General features: G+C 72.3%; 13 protein-coding genes. 7 read left to right on the top strand and 6 right to left on the bottom strand.

The features are described 5' to 3' along the window. Both ACWDSL_RS31220 and ACWDSL_RS31215 read left to right on the top strand, forming a co-directional pair. A partial coding sequence (locus ACWDSL_RS31220; protein ID WP_450480816.1) for an aldehyde dehydrogenase family protein occupies positions 1–213 on the top strand: 213 nt, incomplete at its 5' end. Positions 214–318: 105 nt separating this feature from the next. Next, positions 319–909 (top strand): Uma2 family endonuclease, encoded by a 591-nt coding sequence (locus tag ACWDSL_RS31215; protein ID WP_450491114.1) that lies wholly within the window; start codon positions 319–321, stop codon positions 907–909. On the opposite strand, the gene ACWDSL_RS31210 is transcribed toward ACWDSL_RS31215, so the two are convergent. Next, positions 878–1,591 carry a glycerophosphodiester phosphodiesterase gene (locus ACWDSL_RS31210; RefSeq protein WP_450491112.1) on the bottom strand — a complete coding sequence of 238 codons (714 nt, stop codon included), beginning with the start codon at positions 1,589–1,591 and terminating at the stop codon, positions 878–880. The two genes, ACWDSL_RS31215 and ACWDSL_RS31210, sit on opposite strands and share 32 nt — an antisense overlap. Then, positions 1,588–2,610, bottom strand: a complete 1,023-nt coding sequence (locus ACWDSL_RS31205) for an adenosine deaminase (protein WP_450491110.1) — start codon at positions 2,608–2,610, stop codon at positions 1,588–1,590. Before ACWDSL_RS31205 ends, ACWDSL_RS31210 begins: the two co-directional genes overlap by 4 nt. Positions 2,611–2,740: 130 nt before the next feature. Between ACWDSL_RS31205 and ACWDSL_RS31200 the strand changes: the two genes are divergently transcribed. Continuing rightward, on the top strand, positions 2,741–3,718 hold the full coding sequence (locus ACWDSL_RS31200; RefSeq protein WP_450491108.1) for a DUF4190 domain-containing protein: 978 nt from the start codon (positions 2,741–2,743) through the stop codon (positions 3,716–3,718). Here ACWDSL_RS31200 and ACWDSL_RS31195 read toward each other — a convergent pair. Further along, positions 3,664–4,290, bottom strand: coding sequence for an NADAR family protein (locus ACWDSL_RS31195; RefSeq protein ID WP_450491106.1), 627 nt, complete (start codon positions 4,288–4,290; stop codon positions 3,664–3,666). The genes ACWDSL_RS31200 and ACWDSL_RS31195 overlap by 55 nt on opposite strands. 118 nt (positions 4,291–4,408) lie before the next feature. Here ACWDSL_RS31195 and ACWDSL_RS31190 point away from each other — a divergent pair, with 118 nt between their 5' ends. Next, positions 4,409–4,849 (top strand): DUF4190 domain-containing protein, encoded by a 441-nt coding sequence (locus ACWDSL_RS31190; protein WP_450491104.1) that lies wholly within the window; start codon positions 4,409–4,411, stop codon positions 4,847–4,849. Positions 4,850–5,036: 187 nt separating this feature from the next. Here the strand turns inward: ACWDSL_RS31190 and ACWDSL_RS31185 are convergent, their stop codons facing one another. Beyond that, entirely contained in the window at positions 5,037–5,645 is a 609-nt protein-coding gene (locus tag ACWDSL_RS31185) for a phosphatase PAP2 family protein (RefSeq protein WP_450491102.1), read from the bottom strand. Positions 5,646–5,996: 351 nt separating this feature from the next. Continuing rightward, positions 5,997–7,346 carry a 4-aminobutyrate--2-oxoglutarate transaminase gene (gene gabT, locus ACWDSL_RS31180; protein ID WP_450491100.1) on the bottom strand — a complete coding sequence of 450 codons (1,350 nt, stop codon included), beginning with the start codon at positions 7,344–7,346 and terminating at the stop codon, positions 5,997–5,999. A 289-nt stretch (positions 7,347–7,635) separates the two neighbouring features. Between gabT and ACWDSL_RS31175 the strand changes: the two genes are divergently transcribed. The 3 genes from ACWDSL_RS31175 to ACWDSL_RS31165 all read left to right on the top strand — a co-directional run bounded on the left by ACWDSL_RS31175 (position 7,636) and on the right by ACWDSL_RS31165 (position 13,519). Further along, on the top strand, positions 7,636–9,885 hold the full coding sequence (locus ACWDSL_RS31175; RefSeq protein ID WP_450491098.1) for an ATP-binding protein: 2,250 nt from the start codon (positions 7,636–7,638) through the stop codon (positions 9,883–9,885). Between the two features lie 190 nt (positions 9,886–10,075). Beyond that, positions 10,076–11,884, top strand: a complete 1,809-nt coding sequence (locus ACWDSL_RS31170) for a PucR family transcriptional regulator (protein ID WP_450491096.1) — start codon at positions 10,076–10,078, stop codon at positions 11,882–11,884. Between the two features lie 174 nt (positions 11,885–12,058). Continuing rightward, positions 12,059–13,519 carry an aldehyde dehydrogenase family protein gene (locus ACWDSL_RS31165; protein WP_450491094.1) on the top strand — a complete coding sequence of 487 codons (1,461 nt, stop codon included), beginning with the start codon at positions 12,059–12,061 and terminating at the stop codon, positions 13,517–13,519. A gap of 158 nt (positions 13,520–13,677) precedes the next feature. Here ACWDSL_RS31165 and ACWDSL_RS31160 read toward each other — a convergent pair whose 3' ends face one another. Beyond that, positions 13,678–16,668 carry a glycoside hydrolase family 3 C-terminal domain-containing protein gene (locus ACWDSL_RS31160; protein WP_450491092.1) on the bottom strand — a complete coding sequence of 997 codons (2,991 nt, stop codon included), beginning with the start codon at positions 16,666–16,668 and terminating at the stop codon, positions 13,678–13,680. Positions 16,669–16,954 lie beyond the last annotated feature (286 nt).

Below are 16,954 nucleotides of genomic sequence, written 5' to 3'. Positions count from 1 at the left end.
CTGGCCTCCTCGGTATGGACCAAGGACCACGCACGCGCCATGCGGATGTCCAAGGCCCTGGACTTCGGCTGCGTCTGGATCAACACCCACATCCCCCTCGTCGCCGAGATGCCACACGGCGGGTTCAAGAAATCCGGCTACGGCAAAGACCTGTCCGCGTACGGCTTCGAGGACTACACCCGGATCAAGCACGTCATGACCTCACTGGGCTGACGCCTGACGGTCCCGGGGCACGCCCTCCTCCGTGTCCCGGGGCCGTACGTATCGTTGAACTGTGCGGCTGCGCGTACACACGCGCGACAGGGGAGGAGCGGCACGATGACCGTCGAGTTGACCGAACGGATCGAGATGGCCGAGAGCAGCGAGCCGAGCTTGGACGAGATGTACGAGCTCCTGGAGCGGATGCCTGCCCCCGAGGGCTACAGGGTTGAGATCGTCGAGGGGGCCATCTGCATGTCGCCGCAGCGCAGGACGCACTGGAAGATCATCCGGAGGGTGATGCAACAACTTGAGGACCGCTTCGGTAGAGATGCGGATATCGACGTGGATGTGCGGATCGACTTCCCCGGCTACCTCAACAGCTTCTGCCCCGACTTGGCGAAAATCGCCGAGGGAGCGGTGCCAGATGAGCGTGGGAATATGTCGTACCGCGACGTCGAGTTCGTGCTGGAGGTCATCTCCCGGGGGACGGGCAGGAACGACTACGGTCCGAAGAGGGACACCTACGCCGTCGCGGGCGTCCCGGTCTATCTGATCGCCGACCCCTACCAGCGGCGGTGCCACGTCTTCACGGAGCCGAAGGGCGACGAATACCGCACCCAGCGAACCGTCGACTTCGGCGAACCGATCGACCTCACCGGTACGGTCGTCGACCTGGTCATCTCGACCGAGCAGTTCCCGCACGACTGACCCCCAGCAGCGCACACAGCGCCCCGATCCGGTTCGTCGTGATCGAGTCCACCCCCGCGCGCAGCAGCCGCGCCATCGACCGCCGGGTGTCGGCGGTCCACGCGGAGACCAGCAGCCCGTCGGCGTGGTTGCGGGCGACCAGCTCCGGGGAGACCAGCCCGAAACGGTAGTTGAGCCAGCGGGGGCGCAGGTCGGCGAACAGCGTCGGGCGGGGCGGGGTCAGAGTGGTCCAGGTCAGGGCGAGCTCGGCGTCCGGGTCCTCGCCGCGTACGGCGTACATGGCCGCCGGACCGCCGCTGTAGTAGACGCGGTCGGCCGCCCCGGACTCATGGACCTCGGTCACGGCGCAGTGCGCGGCCGAGGCGTCGGGGAGGTCGATCATGATGCGGGTCGAGTCGGCCGCGGCGAGGGCGTCCCGCAGAAAGGGCACACCGCCGCCGGTGAGCCGCCGCACCTCACCGCCGGTCAGCGCGGCGAGGGGGCGGTCGTGCCCCCACAGCCGCTTGAGGGTCGCGTCATGGAGCAGCATCGGGACGCCGTCCTGGGCCAGCCGCACATCGATCTCCACCGCACCGGCCCCCGCGAGCACCGCGGAGCGGACCGAGGCGAGGGTGTTCTCGCGGCACACATACGGGTCGCCGCGGTGGGCGACCGCCGTACACGCCGTGGCCGGCGCGGTCATCGGCCCGCGGCCGCCGTATAGGCGTCGATCTCGGCCGACAGCCGCGCCTTGCCCGCCGGGTCCAGGAAGGACGCCTCGACCGCGTTCTTCGCGAGGGCCGCGACGCCCGCCGCGTCCAGGTCCAGCAGCCGGGCCGCCACCGCGTACTCGGTGTTGAGGTCCGTGCCGAACATCGGCGGGTCGTCGCTGTTGATGGTCACCAGCGCCCCGGCCTCGACCATCTCCCGCAGCGGGTGCTCGTCCAGCGTGGCGACCGCGCGGGTGGCGATGTTGGAGGTGGGGCAGACCTCGAGCGGGATCCGGTGCTCGGCGAGATGCGCGAGCAGCTTCGGGTCGCGGGTGGCGCTGGTGCCGTGGCCGATGCGCTCCGCGCGCAGTTCGGTGAGCGCGTCCCAGATGGTCTGCGGGCCGGTGGTCTCGCCCGCGTGCGGGACGCTGTGCAGCCCGGCCGCGATGGCGCGGTCGAAGTACGGCTTGAACTGGGGGCGCGGCACGCCGATCTCAGGTCCGCCGAGACCGAAGCTGACCAGACCCGCCGGGCTCAGGTCACAGGCGATGCGGGCGGTCTCCTCGGCGGACTCCAGACCCGCCTCGCCGGGGATGTCGAAGCACCAGCGCAGCACGGTGCCCAGCTCGGCCTCCGCCGCCTTGCGGGCGTCCTCGATCGCCTCGACGAAGGCGACATCGGGGATGCCGCGCCGCGTGGAGCTGTACGGGGTGACGGTCAGCTCGGCGTAGCGGATGTTCTGCCGGGCCATGTCGCGCGCTATCTCGTAGGTGAGCAGCCGTACGTCGTCGGCGTCGCGGATCAGGTCGACGACGGAGAGGTAGACATCGATGAAGTGCGCGAAGTCGCGGAAGACGAAGTAGTCGGCGAGGGCTTCGGGGTCGGCGGGGACCTTGGAGTCGGGGTGGCGGGCGGCGAGCTCGGCCACGATGCGCGGGGACGCCGAGCCGACGTGGTGCACATGCAGTTCCGCCTTGGGAAGGCCGGCGATGAAGGTGGTGAGATCGGTCAACGGATCCTCCGGGAGGCGGCCGGCTGCGACGGGCTCCGGTCATCGTAATCGGGTGTCGGGGAGGGGGCGGCACGGGCCGTGAACGGGCCTGGGCACGGACCGCCGGTAGGGGGCGGGCACAGGCCGTAGCATGGGCGGACATCACCTGGGGGAGAGCATGGCCGACCAGCCCGACCAGCCCGACCAGCCCGAGCGTGCCGCACAGCCTGAGGGTTCCGCACAGCCCGAGCAGCCTGAGCGTGCCGACCAGCCCGAGCAGTCCGACTGGCCTGAGCGTGTCGTACAGCCCGAGCGTGCCGTACAGCCTGCTCAGCCCGCAGAGCCGAAGCGGCCCGAGCCGCGCGAGAGCGATCCGTGGGCCCCGCCGGAGCAGCGGGTGCCGCTGGACAAGCCGGCCGCCGCCCCGGCGGTCGGCGCGCCGCCGATACCGGGCCCGCCCCTCGTCCCGCAGCCGCCTCCGGTGCCCGGGCCGGGCCCGGTGATGGGGCCGGGTGCGGTGCCCCCGCCGCCTCAGGCGCCGACCGGCCCCGGCACGCCGAGCGCCTACCAGCCGCCGCCCGGGCCGTACGGGACGGGGCCGTACGCGCCCACCGGCTACGGTCAGCCCGGCTACGGTCAGCCCGGGTACGGCCAGACCGGGTACGGCCAGACCGGGTACGCCCAGCCCGGCTACGGCCAGACCGGATACGGCCAGCCCCCGTACGGAGCGCAGCCCGCCTACGGCTATCCGGGCTCCGGCTACCCGGGCCCGGCCTATGGGCCCGTCGCCTTCACCCCGGACAACGGCAACGGCACCGCCGCCCTGGTGCTGGGCATCGTCGGCACCGTCCTCTTCTTCAGCATCGTCTTCGGCGTCATCCTCGGCGTGCTCGCGATCATCTTCGGGGTGCTCGGCCGAGCCAAGGCCGAGCGAGGCGAGGCCGACAACGGCGGCCAGGCCCTGGCCGGACTCGTCCTCGGGGTGATCGCCGTGGTCGCGAGCGTCGTGATGATCTTCGTCTATATCGCGGAGGACAACGACGATCCGGACGACCCGTACGCGCAGGGACCCGGCTACACCCGCGGCGGCGCCGTCGTGGTCGTGGACGCCCCGGACGACAGCCGCTGACGGGCCTCCATCAGCGCGAAGCCCAGCAGATTCAGCCCGCGCCAGCGGGCCGGGTCCTGAGCCCGCTCGTCGTCCGCAGCCAGGCCGATGCCCCATATGCGGTCCATCGGGCTGGCCTCCACCAATACCCGCGCCCCTGTCCCCAGCAGATACTCGCGCAGCCGCGGATCCGCGCCGAACTTGTGCACGCTGCCCTCGACCACCAGCTCGAAGCGGTGCCGCTCCCACTCCGCCTGGTCGAAGCCGCGCACCGAACGGCCCGCGTCCTTGGCCTGCTTGGGATGGGTCGCCTCCAACGCCCGCCGCTCGGCGTCCGCGTCGCCGAGCAGCCGGGCCTTGCCCGCCATCATCCAATGCTCGGCCGTCGCATAACGGACACCGTCGACCACGAACTCCGAAGGCCACCACTGGCTGAAGCACCCGGGGCCCACACCGCCGCCGCGCGGCGCGCGATGGCCCCAGAACCATACGTACTTGAAGCGCTCGCCGCCTGCCGCCCGCTCGGTCAGCTCCGCCACCGAACGCGGCCCGCCGTCCGCTGAAACCGAAACCGTCTCCCCGTTCGTCTCCATGCTCGGATTTTCGCATCCGCCACTGACAGTGCGGAGAGAGAGCCGCCGCCGTGGGTGGGCCCGAGGACCGGTCAGCCCATAACATTGCACGGCACTTCATCAGGAGGGGAGACCACCCATGTCCGCTACCAACCCACAGCCCGGCCCGTACGACCCGAACCAGTACGGCACGCCCCAGCCGCCCAACCAGCCCCCGCAGTACCCCGCCGGCGGCTACCCGGCCGCGGGCCAGCCCGCTGCGGGCTACCCCGCCGCGCCGCCCGTCTACCCGGGGGCCACCGGGATGCCCATGCAGCAGAGCAACGGCATGGGGACCGCCTCGCTGGTGTGCGGCATCATCGGGCTGGTGTGCGGGATCACCTACTTCCTGTGGGTCTTCGCCATCATCCTGGGCATCCTCGCGATCATCTTCGGCGCGGTCGGCAAGGGCAAGGTGAGCCGCGGCGAGGCCAACAACGGCGGCTCGGCCACCGCGGGCCTGGTCTGCGGAATCCTCGGCATGGTCATCCCGGCCATCTACCTGATGGCGCTCGACGCCGCGATCGACTCCGTCTTCTAGCCCGTTCGTCCAGCTCGTTCGTTCAGCCCGAGCTTTCAGCCCCTTCGTCCGGCCCGGTCATCGAGCCGGTCCAAGGGGCCGGAATCGGAGGTGCCGGCACCGCCCCGACGGATTAGAGGTTCGCCGTGACGGGGCGGTCAGGCGACGGTGCGCGGTGACATGAGGAACTGACGCCGGCTCCGGTTTCTCAGCGGCTCCGGTTTCTTCGCAGGAGCCCCCACACAGCCCACAGCAACAGGCCGGACAGACACCAGCTCCCGAGCACGTCCAGCGGCCAGTGGTAGCCGCGCCGTACGAGCCCGATGCCCACGGCGAGGTTCAGCAGCGCCACCGCCCCGACGAGCGCGCGACGCGTCGGCGGACGCCGCAGATACGGGCGCAGCAGCAGAACGGCCGCGCCGTAGGCGACCGCGGCGGTGGCGGCGTGGCCGGAGGGGTAGAAGCCGGAGCCGTCCGCGAGAGGGCCGGGTGGGCCGGGGCGGTCGATCAGGGCCTTGACCGGCGTGACGAGGGCCGGGACCAGCGCCATCGCCACGGCGGCCGCCAGCGGCGGCAGCCACCAACGCGCCGCCCCCGCGCGCCGCTCCCGCCACACCACCCAGCCGAGCACGGCCGCGAGCACCGGCAGGGCCACGGCCATGTTGCCGAGGTCGGCGAAGAACTCGGCGGCGGGGGAGGGAAGGAGCGCGGCGCCGAACCCCGAGGACGCGGTGAGTGCCTTGGCCAGCCGCTCGTCGAGCGAGCGCAGCGGGCCGTGGGCGGCCACCTGCCAGGTGCACAGCGCGAACAGGGCCACCAGGGCGAGGACCGGAGCGAACGCAAAAATGATCGGCGGCCCCGGAACAGGGGGGGTGGTTCCGGGGCCGCCGTGGTGACCGGAACACCGCGCGCCCCGGGGGGTTTGGGGCGGGCGGCCATCCGATCGGTGAGGAGATCCGGAGCCGGAGGCTCCAGTGGTGTGCGCGAGGGCACAGCCGGGTCGGGGCTGGGGAAGCACCGGCTCGGCGTCGCTCGCAGTCCCCTGCGAGCGGGGTGTTTCTCTCATCTGCCACGACCGTACGGCAGCGAAGCCGCGCCCGACAGGCCGATCACCCAGCTGTCATCGCCCTCGCACATCTTCTTCACGCCGCCCATCGATCACTCACAGTCACAGCTGGCCGAACGCCTCTTCGAGAACGTCAAGACCCTCGTTCAGCAGCTCCTCGCCGATGACCAGGGGCGGCAGGAAACGCAGCACATTCCCATACGTACCGCAGGTCAGGACCAGCAGCCCCGCGGCGTGACAGGCCTTGGCCACCGCCGCCGTCGCCTCCGGGTTCGGGTCCTTGGAGCCGGACTTCACCAGCTCGATGGCGATCATGGCGCCGCGGCCACGGAGGTCGCCGATGATGTCGTGCTTGTCCTGAAGCGCGGCGAGACGGGTCTTCATGATGTGCTCGATGCGCTGGGCCTTGGCGTTGAGATCGAGGTCGCGCATGGTCTGGATGGCACCGAGCGCGGCGGCGCAGGCGACGGGGTTGCCGCCATAGGTGCCGCCGAGGCCGCTGGCGTGGGCCGCGTCCATGATCTCGGCGCGGCCGGTGACGGCGGCCAGGGGGAGGCCGCCGGCGATGCCCTTGGCGGTGGTGATGAGGTCGGGGACGAGGTTTTCGTGCTCGCTGGCGAACCACCTGCCGGTGCGGCAGAAGCCGGACTGGATCTCATCGGCGACGAAGACGATGCCGTTGGCGCGAGCGAAGTCGGCGATCTTGGGGAGGAAGCCCGGGGCGGGCTCGATGAAGCCGCCTTCGCCGAGGATGGGTTCGATGATGATGGCGGCGACGTTGTCGGGGCCGACCTGCTTGGTGATCATGTCGATGGCCTGGGCGGCGGCCTCGTCGGCGCAGTGCTCGGGGCCGGTGAGCCAGCGGTAGGGGTAGGCGACCGGGACGCGGTAGACCTCGGGCGCGAAGGGGCCGAAGCCGTGCTTGTACGGCATGTTCTTCGCGGTCAGCGCCATGGTGAGGTTGGTGCGGCCGTGGTAACCGTGGTCGAAGACGACGACGGCCTGGCGCTTGGTGTAGGCGCGGGCGACCTTGACGGCGTTCTCGACGGCTTCGGCGCCGGAATTGAAGAGGGCCGACTTCTTGGGGTGGTCGCCGGGGGTGAGGGCGGCCAGCTCCTCGCAGACCTGTACGTAGCCCTCGTAAGGGGTGACCATGAAGCAGGTGTGGGTGAAGTCGGCGAGCTGGGCGGTGGCACGGCGGACGACGGCCTCTGCACTGGAGCCGACGGAAGTCACGGCGATGCCCGAGCCGAAGTCGATCAGAGAATTGCCGTCCACATCCTCGATCACCCCGCCAGCCGCCCGCGCGGCGAACACCGGCATGACGGTCCCCACACCACTGGCCACCGCCGCGGTCTTGCGCGCGAGCAGCTCCTGGGACTTCGGGCCGGGGATCGCGGTGACGATACGGCGCTCCTGCGGGAGGGAGGGGCCTCCGGACAGTTCGGTCATGGGGTGCTCCAGGTGGTCCAGGGGGAATAACGGCGCTTTTACTCGCAGGCTAGGCGGGGTGCGGTGGGTGCGGCATGTTCCGTTCGGGAGCAGTGGGCGTGTTGCGTTGTCCTTGGCGGACATAGCGCGGAGCGTCGTCACTGCCGCTCTGCGGTCGCCTGTGGGACGTGGGAACGGCCGGGTCGCTGAACTCCCCGGCTGGGAACACTAGATTGGACGCTGTCGCGTCGGCGCGGTGACGCGAGGCGCGAGCACGGAGCACAGCCGGTCAGGGGGCAAGGGGCAGCAGATGGACACCGAGGGCACATTCGACTCACGCGGCACCCACCGCAACCCACCCCATCATCCGGCCACCCCACCCCCATTTCCTGCGCCGCTCCCCGCCCCGCCCGTCGGTCCTCCGCCCGCCGCGGGACCACCCTCGTATCCCCAGCAGGCACCACCGACCCCGCCCCAGCCGTCGGCCTCGCCGCCCGCGAGCCTCCCTGCGGGCCGGCCGCCGATGCCGCCGAGTCCGGCAACGGCCTCCTCCGGGGCGCGGCTACCCCTGATCGACTGGCTGCGCGTGCCCCGGACGGAGGCGGCTCCCGGGGTCTGGACGTATGGGCACAAGTCCAAGCTGCCTGAGGACCCCGATCGGATCCCCGGTCGCCGCCTGCTGAGTGGTGCGCTCATCGCTGCCCTCTGCGGCTGGCTGTTCTGGTCGTTGCTCTGGAACGGTTACCTCGGCAACTACTGGAATTGGCCTCTGTACTTGTTGACGCCCGATTCGTGGTACGAGCGGGGTGGTAATACCGATGCAGGGTGGTGGGCCCAGCGTGTGTACATCGGCCTGGTGTGGGTGGCGCTTGGTGTGATTTTTGGTCGTATCGGTCACTGGGACGAAGTCTGGCGCCGATATGCAGCCCCCCTCTTCCGCTGGGACGACACCGGCTCGCCCCCCGCCCCCACCAACCCCCAAGCCGACCCCGCCCAGTGGCCCGAGCTGCGCGCCGCCGGGGCGCACAGTGCTGCGGATCGGTTGGCCGAGGAGGTGCGGGCGGGGCGGATGAGTGATGTGGATCATGCGCGGATCCAGCGGGCGTGGCAGGTGGTGCGGGCCGGTCGGGACTCGCTCGCCGCGTTCACCGACACCGTGCTGCGCCACGGCGCCGCCGCGCACGCGCACCCTTCGGGCGCGCGGGATCTGCCCGCCCGTACGGCGGAGCACGACCTGGTCGCCCACCAGGTCCGCATCGGCACCGCCGCCGACGATCTCCGCAACCCCTATGAGCACCGCGGCGTAGGCCTCGCCCTCGACCCCGACGTGCTCGGCACATCGCTGCTGGCCGTCGGGCCGGCCGGGGCGGGGAAGACCGGGCGGCTGGTGCGGCCTGTGGTGGAGGCGCTGTGTCTGCAGGCGCTCGCGCGGCAGGTGGCGGTGGTGGCCGTGGGGACGGCGGGGTCGGGGCTCGGGGCGGATGACGCGTTCGACGTCGTGGTGAAGATCGGCCGCCCGGACTCCGCGTACGACCTCGACCTCTACGGCGGCACCAACGACCCCGACGAGGCCGCGGGCGTGCTCGCCGAGGCCCTGATCGGCGACATGGCCGCGTCGCTGCCGGGCGGGGACAGCCGCCGGGCGGGGACCGCGCTCGCCCAGCTGCTCGGCCCTTATCGCGCCGCCCACGGCCGCTTCCCGTCCGTGCCCGAGCTGCGCGAGCTGCTGGACGGCTCGAAGGCCGCGGTCGGCGCGCTCCGCGAGGCGCTGGACGCGGCCGGGCAGTCGGCGCAGGCGCGTGAGCTGGACGCGCGGGTGCGGCAGGCCGGCACGCCCGGTGACGTGGGGGCGCTGCTCGCCGACCGGATCGCGCTGCTGGACCGGCCCGTGTTCGCCGAGTTCTTCAATACGAGCGGCGACCGGCGGCCCTTCTCGCTGCGCGCCCTCGAGCATCCGCTGCGGGTGCGGATCGATCTGCCCGAGCGTGGTCATGTCGAGGCGTCCCGGATGCTGGCCCGCCTGGTTCTCGCGCAGTTCACCGAGTGCGCCGTGGGCCGCGCGGACCGGTCGCTCTTCGCCTGTCTGGTGCTCGACGACGCCTCGCACACGATCACCCCCGAGGCGCTGCGCGGTATCCAGCGGCTGCGTTCGGCCAACGCGGGGGTGGTGCTGACCCTGCGCACCCTTGACGACGTGCCCGACGCGCTGCGCAGCGCGCTGCTCGGCGCGGTCGGCTGTCGGATGGCCTACGCCGGGGTGACGACCTGGGACGGGGCGCGGTTCGCCGAGGTGTGGGGCACGGCGTGGGTCGAGGCGCGGGACGTCACCGATCGCCAGATCATCGCGGAGGCTCCCTTCACCAAGGTGATGCACTTCATCCGGAAGGTGGTCACCGGCAAGGCCGTGACGATCCAGTCGGTGACCGTCCGGAAGGTCGAGCGCGAGCGCTGGTCGGCTTCGGAGCTCGCGCACACGGTCCCCGCGGGGCACGCCGTGCTGTCGGTGACCTCCGTACGGGGCGAGAGCGGGCCGCCGGTGCTCGTGGATCTTCGCGGCTGACTTCCACACAGCGCAGTGTGGGGCATTTTGGTGGGGAGACTCCCGCCAAGATGTCCCGGCTGCCCGATATCCGCGCGCAGCCGAAAATCGACGTTCTTCGATTCCCCGTATTCATCCATTGAGGCAGAATCGGTTGCAGCCGTTCATACGGGACGGCGAAGTCCCCGTGTCGACGTCGACCGAAGGTGCCATGCCTCCCACCCTCGCCTCACTGGTCCACCACACCGCGCTGAAGCTCTCCGTGCTCGCGGGTGAGGACCGGTTGGAGACGCCCGTGCGCTGGGCGCATGTCAGCGAGCTCGCCGATCCCGTGCCCTATATGGAGGGCGGTGAGCTGCTGCTGACCACCGCCATGAAGCTCGACGCCGAGGACCCGGAGGCGATGGGCCGTTACGTGCGGCGGCTGGCCGGTGCCGGGGTGGTGGGGCTCGGGTTCGCGGTCGGGGTCAACTATGACGAGGTGCCCGCCGCACTCGTCGCCGCGGCGAAGGAGGAGGGCCTGCCGCTGCTGGAAGTGCCGCGGCGCACGCCCTTCATCGCCATCAGCAAGGCCGTGTCCGCGGCCATCGCCGCCGACCAGTACCGCTCGGTGACCGCCGGGTTCGAGGCGCAGCGCGAGCTGACACGGGCCGCGATCGGCGCCGAGGGGCCCGCCGTACTGCTCGCCCGGCTCGCGGCGCATCTCGACGGCTGGGCGGCGCTGTACGACGCCTCCGGCGCGGTGGTCGCCGCCGCCCCCGACTGGGCGGCCCGGCGGGCCGCCAGGCTCACCGCCGACGTGGAGCGGCTGCTTGCCCGGCCGGCCCCCGCCAGCGCCGTCCTCGGTGGAGGTGCCGAAGGCGGAGAGGGAGATGGCGGGGAAGGGGGCGATGGTGCGGATTCGGCCAGTGAGGCGGCCACGGACCGGGTGGAGCTGCAGTCGCTGGGCACCGGCCGCCGCACCCGCGGCGTTCTCGCGGTCGGTACGGGCGCGCCCCTCGGCACCGCCGAGCGCTACGCCGTGCATTCGGCGGTGGCGCTGCTGACGCTCACCACCGAGCGTTCCCGCGCCCTGCACGAGGCCGAGCAGCGGCTCGGCACCGCCGTGCTGCGGATGCTGCTCGCGGGCGAGCCGGACCATGCGCGGGCGGTCGCGGGGCAGTTGTACGGCGGTCTGCTCGACGCGCCGTTCCGGATGCTCGTCGCCGAGGGCGCTCCTGGCAGCGGGCCGCAGCAGCCGGGCGCGACAGCCGCCGCCGGCGGCGGCATACAGGAGACGTCGGGGGAGAGCCTGCCGGACACCGTCCCGGACAGCACAAACGCAGGCGGGACGGCCCGTACTGTCCCGGCCGCCGAGGCGGCCCCCGCCGACGCCCGCCTCGGCTCGCTCGCCGACGCCATGGAGACGGCTGCTGCCCGCACCGGCGAGGCCGTGCTGGTGGTGCCCGACGGCGGGCGCCTTGTCGTGCTGGCTCCGGACGGCGGCGCCGCGGTCTCCGTCTGCGCCGAGTACGCCAAGGCGGTCGAGAGCCGCCGCGGTGCCGCGGTCCGCCCGCGTGACCGCAGCGCCGTGCCCCCGGGCGACGACCTTGTTATAGGGCTGTCCGCCCCGGCGGGTCCGACGGCCGCCGCGGCCGCCTACCGCCAGGCTGAGCAGGCGCTCTCGGTGGCCAGGCGGCGCGGCCGGATGCTGGTCGAGCACGAGGAGGTCGCCGCGGGCTCGGTGTTGCCGCTGCTGGCCGACGACGCCGTACGGGCCTTCGCCGACGGCATGCTGCGGGCGCTGCGGGAGCACGACGCGACGGGCCGCGGCGACCTGGTGGCCTCCCTGCGGGCCTGGCTGTCCCGGCACGGCCAGTGGGACGCGGCGGCCGCCGACCTGGGCGTGCACCGGCACACCCTCCGCTACCGGATGCGCCGCGTCGAGGAGATCCTGGGGCGGTCGCTGGACGACCCGGATGTGCGCATGGAGCTGTGGCTGGCCCTCAAGGCGACCGCGCAAGGAGCCCAGCACGGCTGAGGCGCAATACGGGCGTCAACCCCGTACGCCCCGCCCACCCCACCAATGCGGCGCGAGGCGGCGGCCGACTGCTACGCACCGGACAAACAGCTTCCGGCCGTCCCGCGCCTACGGTGGAGGTGGAGACACCTCCGCACCATCACCCCACCACTTCCGGAAGGGTCGGGATCCGCCGTGCCAGACACAAACGAAGCCGTCACCCACGCGTTCTGGCTCGCCGGCCGCGAGGCCACGGGCGAGAACACCTTCGAGGTCACGTCCCCCTGGGACGGGCGCGTCGTCGGCGCGGTGAGCATTCCCACCGAGGCTCAGGTCGAGGAGGCCGTCGCGGCCGCCGCGGCCGTCCAGGACGACTTCGCCGCCACCCCGGCGTACGTGCGGGCCGCCGCCCTCGACCATGTCTCGCGGCGGCTCGCCGAGCGCGCCGAGGAGATCGCGCGGCTCATCTCCGCCGAGAACGGCAAGCCCCTGAAGTGGGCGCGCGGTGAGGTCGGCCGGGCCGTGTCCGTGTTCCGGTTCGCCGCCGAGGAGGCCCGCCGGTTCAACGGCGGGGACGCGCAGCGGCTGGACACCGACCCGGGCGGCACCGGGCGGCTGGCGCTGACCCGCCGCTTCCCGCGCGGGGTCGTGCTGGGCATCGCGCCGTTCAACTTCCCGCTGAACCTGTGCGCCCACAAGGTCGCCCCGGCGCTGGCCGTCGGCGCGCCGATCATCCTCAAGCCGGCCCCGGCCACGCCGCTGTCCGCGCTGCTCCTCGGTGAACTGCTGGCCGAGACCGATCTGCCCGCGGGCTCCTGGAGCGTGCTGCCGGTGCCCAACGACCGGATGCCCGCACTGGTCCAGGATGAGCGGCTGCCGGTCATCTCCTTCACCGGCTCCGACAAGGTCGGCTACGCCATCAAGCAGTCCGTGCCGCTCAAGCACTGCACCCTGGAGCTCGGCGGCAACGGCGCCGCGGTCGTGCTGGGCGACTACACCTCCGAGGTCGGCCTGCAGTGGGCGGCGGGCCGCATCGGGACCTTCTCCAACTACCAGGCCGGGCAGTCCTGCATCTCCGTGCAGCGGGTGATCGCGGACGTGTCCGTCTACGAGCGGCTCGTACCGAAGATCGTCGAGGCCGTCGAGGCCCAGGTCACCGGCGACCCCTCCGACGAGGCGACCGACGTCGGCCCGCTGGTCAGCGAGGACGCCGCCAAGCGTGTCGAGGCCTGGGTGGAGGAGGCGGTCCAGGGCGGGGCGAAGGTGCTGACGGGCGGCAAGCGCGAGGGCGCGGCCTACGCCCCGACGGTCCTCGCCGATGTGCCCGCCGACGCCCAGGTCTCCTGCGAGGAGGTCTTCGGCCCGGTGCTCATCGTCCGCAAGGTGGCGGGCGAGGAGGAGGCCTTCGCCGCGGTCAACGACTCCAAGTACGGGCTTCAGGCGGGCGTCTTCACCCACGATCTGCAGACCGCCTTCCGCGCCCACCGCGCGCTGGAGGTCGGCGGTGTGATCGTGGGCGACGTCCCGTCGTACCGCGCCGACCAGATGCCGTACGGCGGCACCAAGAAGTCCGGCGAGGGCCGTGAGGGCGTGCGCTACGCGATGGAGGACTACACCTACGAGAGGGTCCTCGTCCTCACCGGCCTCGACCTGTGAGCCGCGCCTGACGCGCTGATGCGTCTGACCCCGGTCCGGCCTCATGATGAGCGCCCACGCGGAGGGTGACGTAGGTCCTCCGCGTGGGCGCGTGGCCCGTCATACCGGGCCGGGCCCGTCGTATCGGGCCGGGCCCGTCCTATGGCTGCTCCGGACCCTCAACCGGAGAAGCCGAGACGAGCCAGTCTCAGTGCCCCGCGCAGCGTGATGTGCAGGTCATGCACGCCCGTCGGGGGAGTGGGCAGGGTGGCGCCCACGGTGGTGTAGCGGTACGGGTCGCCGGTCGGCGGGATGGCGACCGAGGCGAGCGTGGTGCCGTCGGACAGATGCAGTTCGACCGCCGCCGCATCGGCCGCCCCCGCCTCCGTACCAGCCCCCGTACCCTCCGGGTCCTGCGCGCGTGCCGCCTCCACGGTGACCGTCCGCGCGCCCGCCCCGAAGTCGCAGGCGCGGAAGAGGAGCCGGCCGATCGTGTCGTCCGCGCCGGCCACCGCGTCGCCGCGCACCTTGGTCAGGTCCACCAGCCTGATCCCGTCGGCCGAGTCGAAGTCCGCCGCGGCAAGGCCCCGCTCCAGCACCGGGCGCGGGGCGGGCGGCGGGCCGTCGACGGCGATGGTGGCGGTGCGCCGGATGTCCGCGCTGGACGCGCCGGCGTGGATCTCGTACGTGCCCGGGTCGACGGTCCAGCGGCCGTGTGCCACATCCCAGAAGCCCAGCGCCTCGTCGACCGGGACGGTGAAGAACAGCCGCGCCGTCTCGCCCTGGCGCAGCGGGACCCGGCGGTGGGCGATGAGCCGGCGGTGCGGGCGCGGGACCCGCGCACCCGGGGCGCTGACGTAGAGCTGCGCCACCTCGTCGCCGTCGTACGGGCCGACGTTGGTGACCTCGCACTCCACCGCGAGCACGGCCCCCTCACCCTCACCCTCATGCGCGGTCCGCTGCACCGAAAGGTCCCCGTACGCGAAGCGGGTGTACGACAGGCCGTGCCCGAACGGGAACAGCGGTGCGCCGTCGAAGTACAGATAGGTCGCGCGGGACGCGATGATGTCGTAGTCGAGCAGGTCCGGCAGCTCCTCCTCGCCGGCGTACCAGGTCTGCGGCAGCCGGCCGGCCGGTGAGACATCGCCGAACAGCACCCGGGCGAGCCCGGTCCCCGCCGCCTGGCCGCCGTGCGCGGTCCACAGCAGCGCGGGCAGTACATCGGCGGCCTCGCCCACCGCGTACGGATAGCTCGAGACCAGCACCAGGGCGGTGCGCGGATTGGCGGCGTGGGCGGCGCGCCACAGCCGGTCCTGCTGGGCGGGCAGGGCGAGGGTGGCGCGGTCCTCGGTCTCGCGGCCGTTGATATGGGGGTCGTTGCCCGTCAGGACCAGCACGGTGGTGGCCTCCGCGGCGGCCCGCGCGACCGCGTCCTCGCCGCGTTCGACGACCTCCAGCGTGAAGACCTCCGCCTTCGCGACCTCCGCTTCCGCGACCTCCGCTGATCCATCCGACGCGGCAACCTTCAGGCCCTCGGCGGCGACACAGACGTACCCGCCCGTTCCCCTGTGCCGGAGGAGATGTCCGTCGCCGTGCCGCTCCAGCGTGAACGTCTCCTGGACCACCCAGCCCCCGGGCTGCTCGGCCGCGGCCCGTACGAACCCGTCCTCGGCCACGGTCAGATAGCGCCCCGACGGCGCGCGCAGCGTGAGCACGCCGCCGCCCCAGTCGGCCAGGGCCAGATCGGTGGGCGCGGGACCGACGGTCAGCGGCGGCAGATCGGTGCGCCCGGCCGTGTGCGCCGGGTTGAGCGAGCCCTCCCGCGCCCGTTCCCCGACCTCCGTGTCCGCCGGGACCCGCACCCACCCCGCCGCGGCGCGCAGCCGCACGGTGTCCGTCCCCTCCACGAACACCACACGCTCCGCGCCGAGCCGTCTCCCCAGCGCCTCGCGCGGTGTGCTGCGGCGGATCAGGCTGCCGCTGTACCAGTCGAGCTTGCACTCGTCCGCGAGCGGGCCGACCACCGCGACGGTGCCCGCCGTGGCGTCGGACAGCGGCAGCAGCCCGTCGTTCTTGAGCAGGACGACGGCCTGTTCGGCGGCCTCCAGGGCGAGTGCCCGGTGCCCCGGCGTATCGAACCCGGCCGCCTCCACCGCCTCCACCACCTCCACAGCCTCTGTGGGCGGGTCGAACTCCCCCAGCGCGCACCGCATTGCCAGCAGCCGCCGTACCGCCACCTCGACGACCGATGCGTCGATCAGCCCGCGCCGCAGCGCGCCCCGCACCCGCTCGACGGTCTTCGACGCGTCCTGGTCGTGGTCGGTGAAGCTGTCCACCCCGGCCAGCAGGGCCGCGGCCACCGCCTCCTCATGCGTGTCGAAGTAGTGCTCGGAGTCCACCAGGTTGGAGGGCGCGCCCGCGTCGGAGCACACCACCAGCTCCTGTTCGGTCCAGGTGCGCAAATGCTCCCGCAGATACGGGGAGACGTGGTTGGGCCGCCCGTTGACCAGGTTGTACGCGGGCATCACACCCGCCACCGAGCCCGCCCGCACCGCCCCGCGGAAGGCCGCGAGGTCGTACTCGTGCAGTACGCGCGGCCGTACCGAGGAGGAGGTGGTGTCCCGGTGGGTCTCGTTGTTGTGCGCCAGCCAGTGTTTGAGGACGGGCGCGGTGCGCCAGCGGGCCGGGTCGTCGCCGCGCAGCCCGCGCGTGTACGCGGCGGCCAGCGCCGAGGTGAGGTACGGATCCTCGGCGTAGCCCTCCTCGTTGCGGCCCCAGCGCGGGTCGCGCAGCAGATTCACCACCGGCGCCCACACATTGAGCCCCACCCGTTCGTCGCGGGCGCGCATGGCCCGTACCTCGGTGCCCACCGCCTCGCCGATCCGCCGCAGCAGCTCGGGGTGCCAGGTCGCGCCGAGCCCCACCGCCTGGGGAAAGACCGTCGCGGGCCCCATCCAGGCCACGCCGTGCAGCGCCTCCTGGCCGGTGCGGAAGGCCGCCAGGCCCAGCCGTTCCACCGCGGGCGCGAACTGGTGCAGCATCGCGATCCGCTCGTCGAGGGTGAGCCGCGCCAGCAGGTCCGCCACCCGCTCGCCGTCGGGCAGCCGCAGATCGCGAAAGGCCGGGCAGGGCGTACTCGTCGACTCGCTGGTGGCCTGGCAGCCGCTCACGCGCGGATCCCCTCACGGTCGTGTCAGTGGGGTCGGGAGGTCAATGTCATTCGAAGCGCTTCGATGCTGATCTGGTGTCACCCGGATGTCAAGGCTCGAAGTGGCAACAACCCTACGGCGTCATGAAGTTGCGGGAATAGTCATGATGAAGCAGACCACCTCAGAACTCCGCAGACCCTCTCAGACTGCCTCGATATGCGGCTCCGCCGCGTGGCCAACCAATCTTTTGCGTACCGCTCTTGCGCGGCCTCACCCCCCGACTTAACCTCAGCGCAATATCGAAGCG

Source organism: Streptomyces sp. NPDC000941, assembly GCF_053599555.1.
This window is presented reverse-complemented; position numbering and strand designations above follow the sequence as displayed.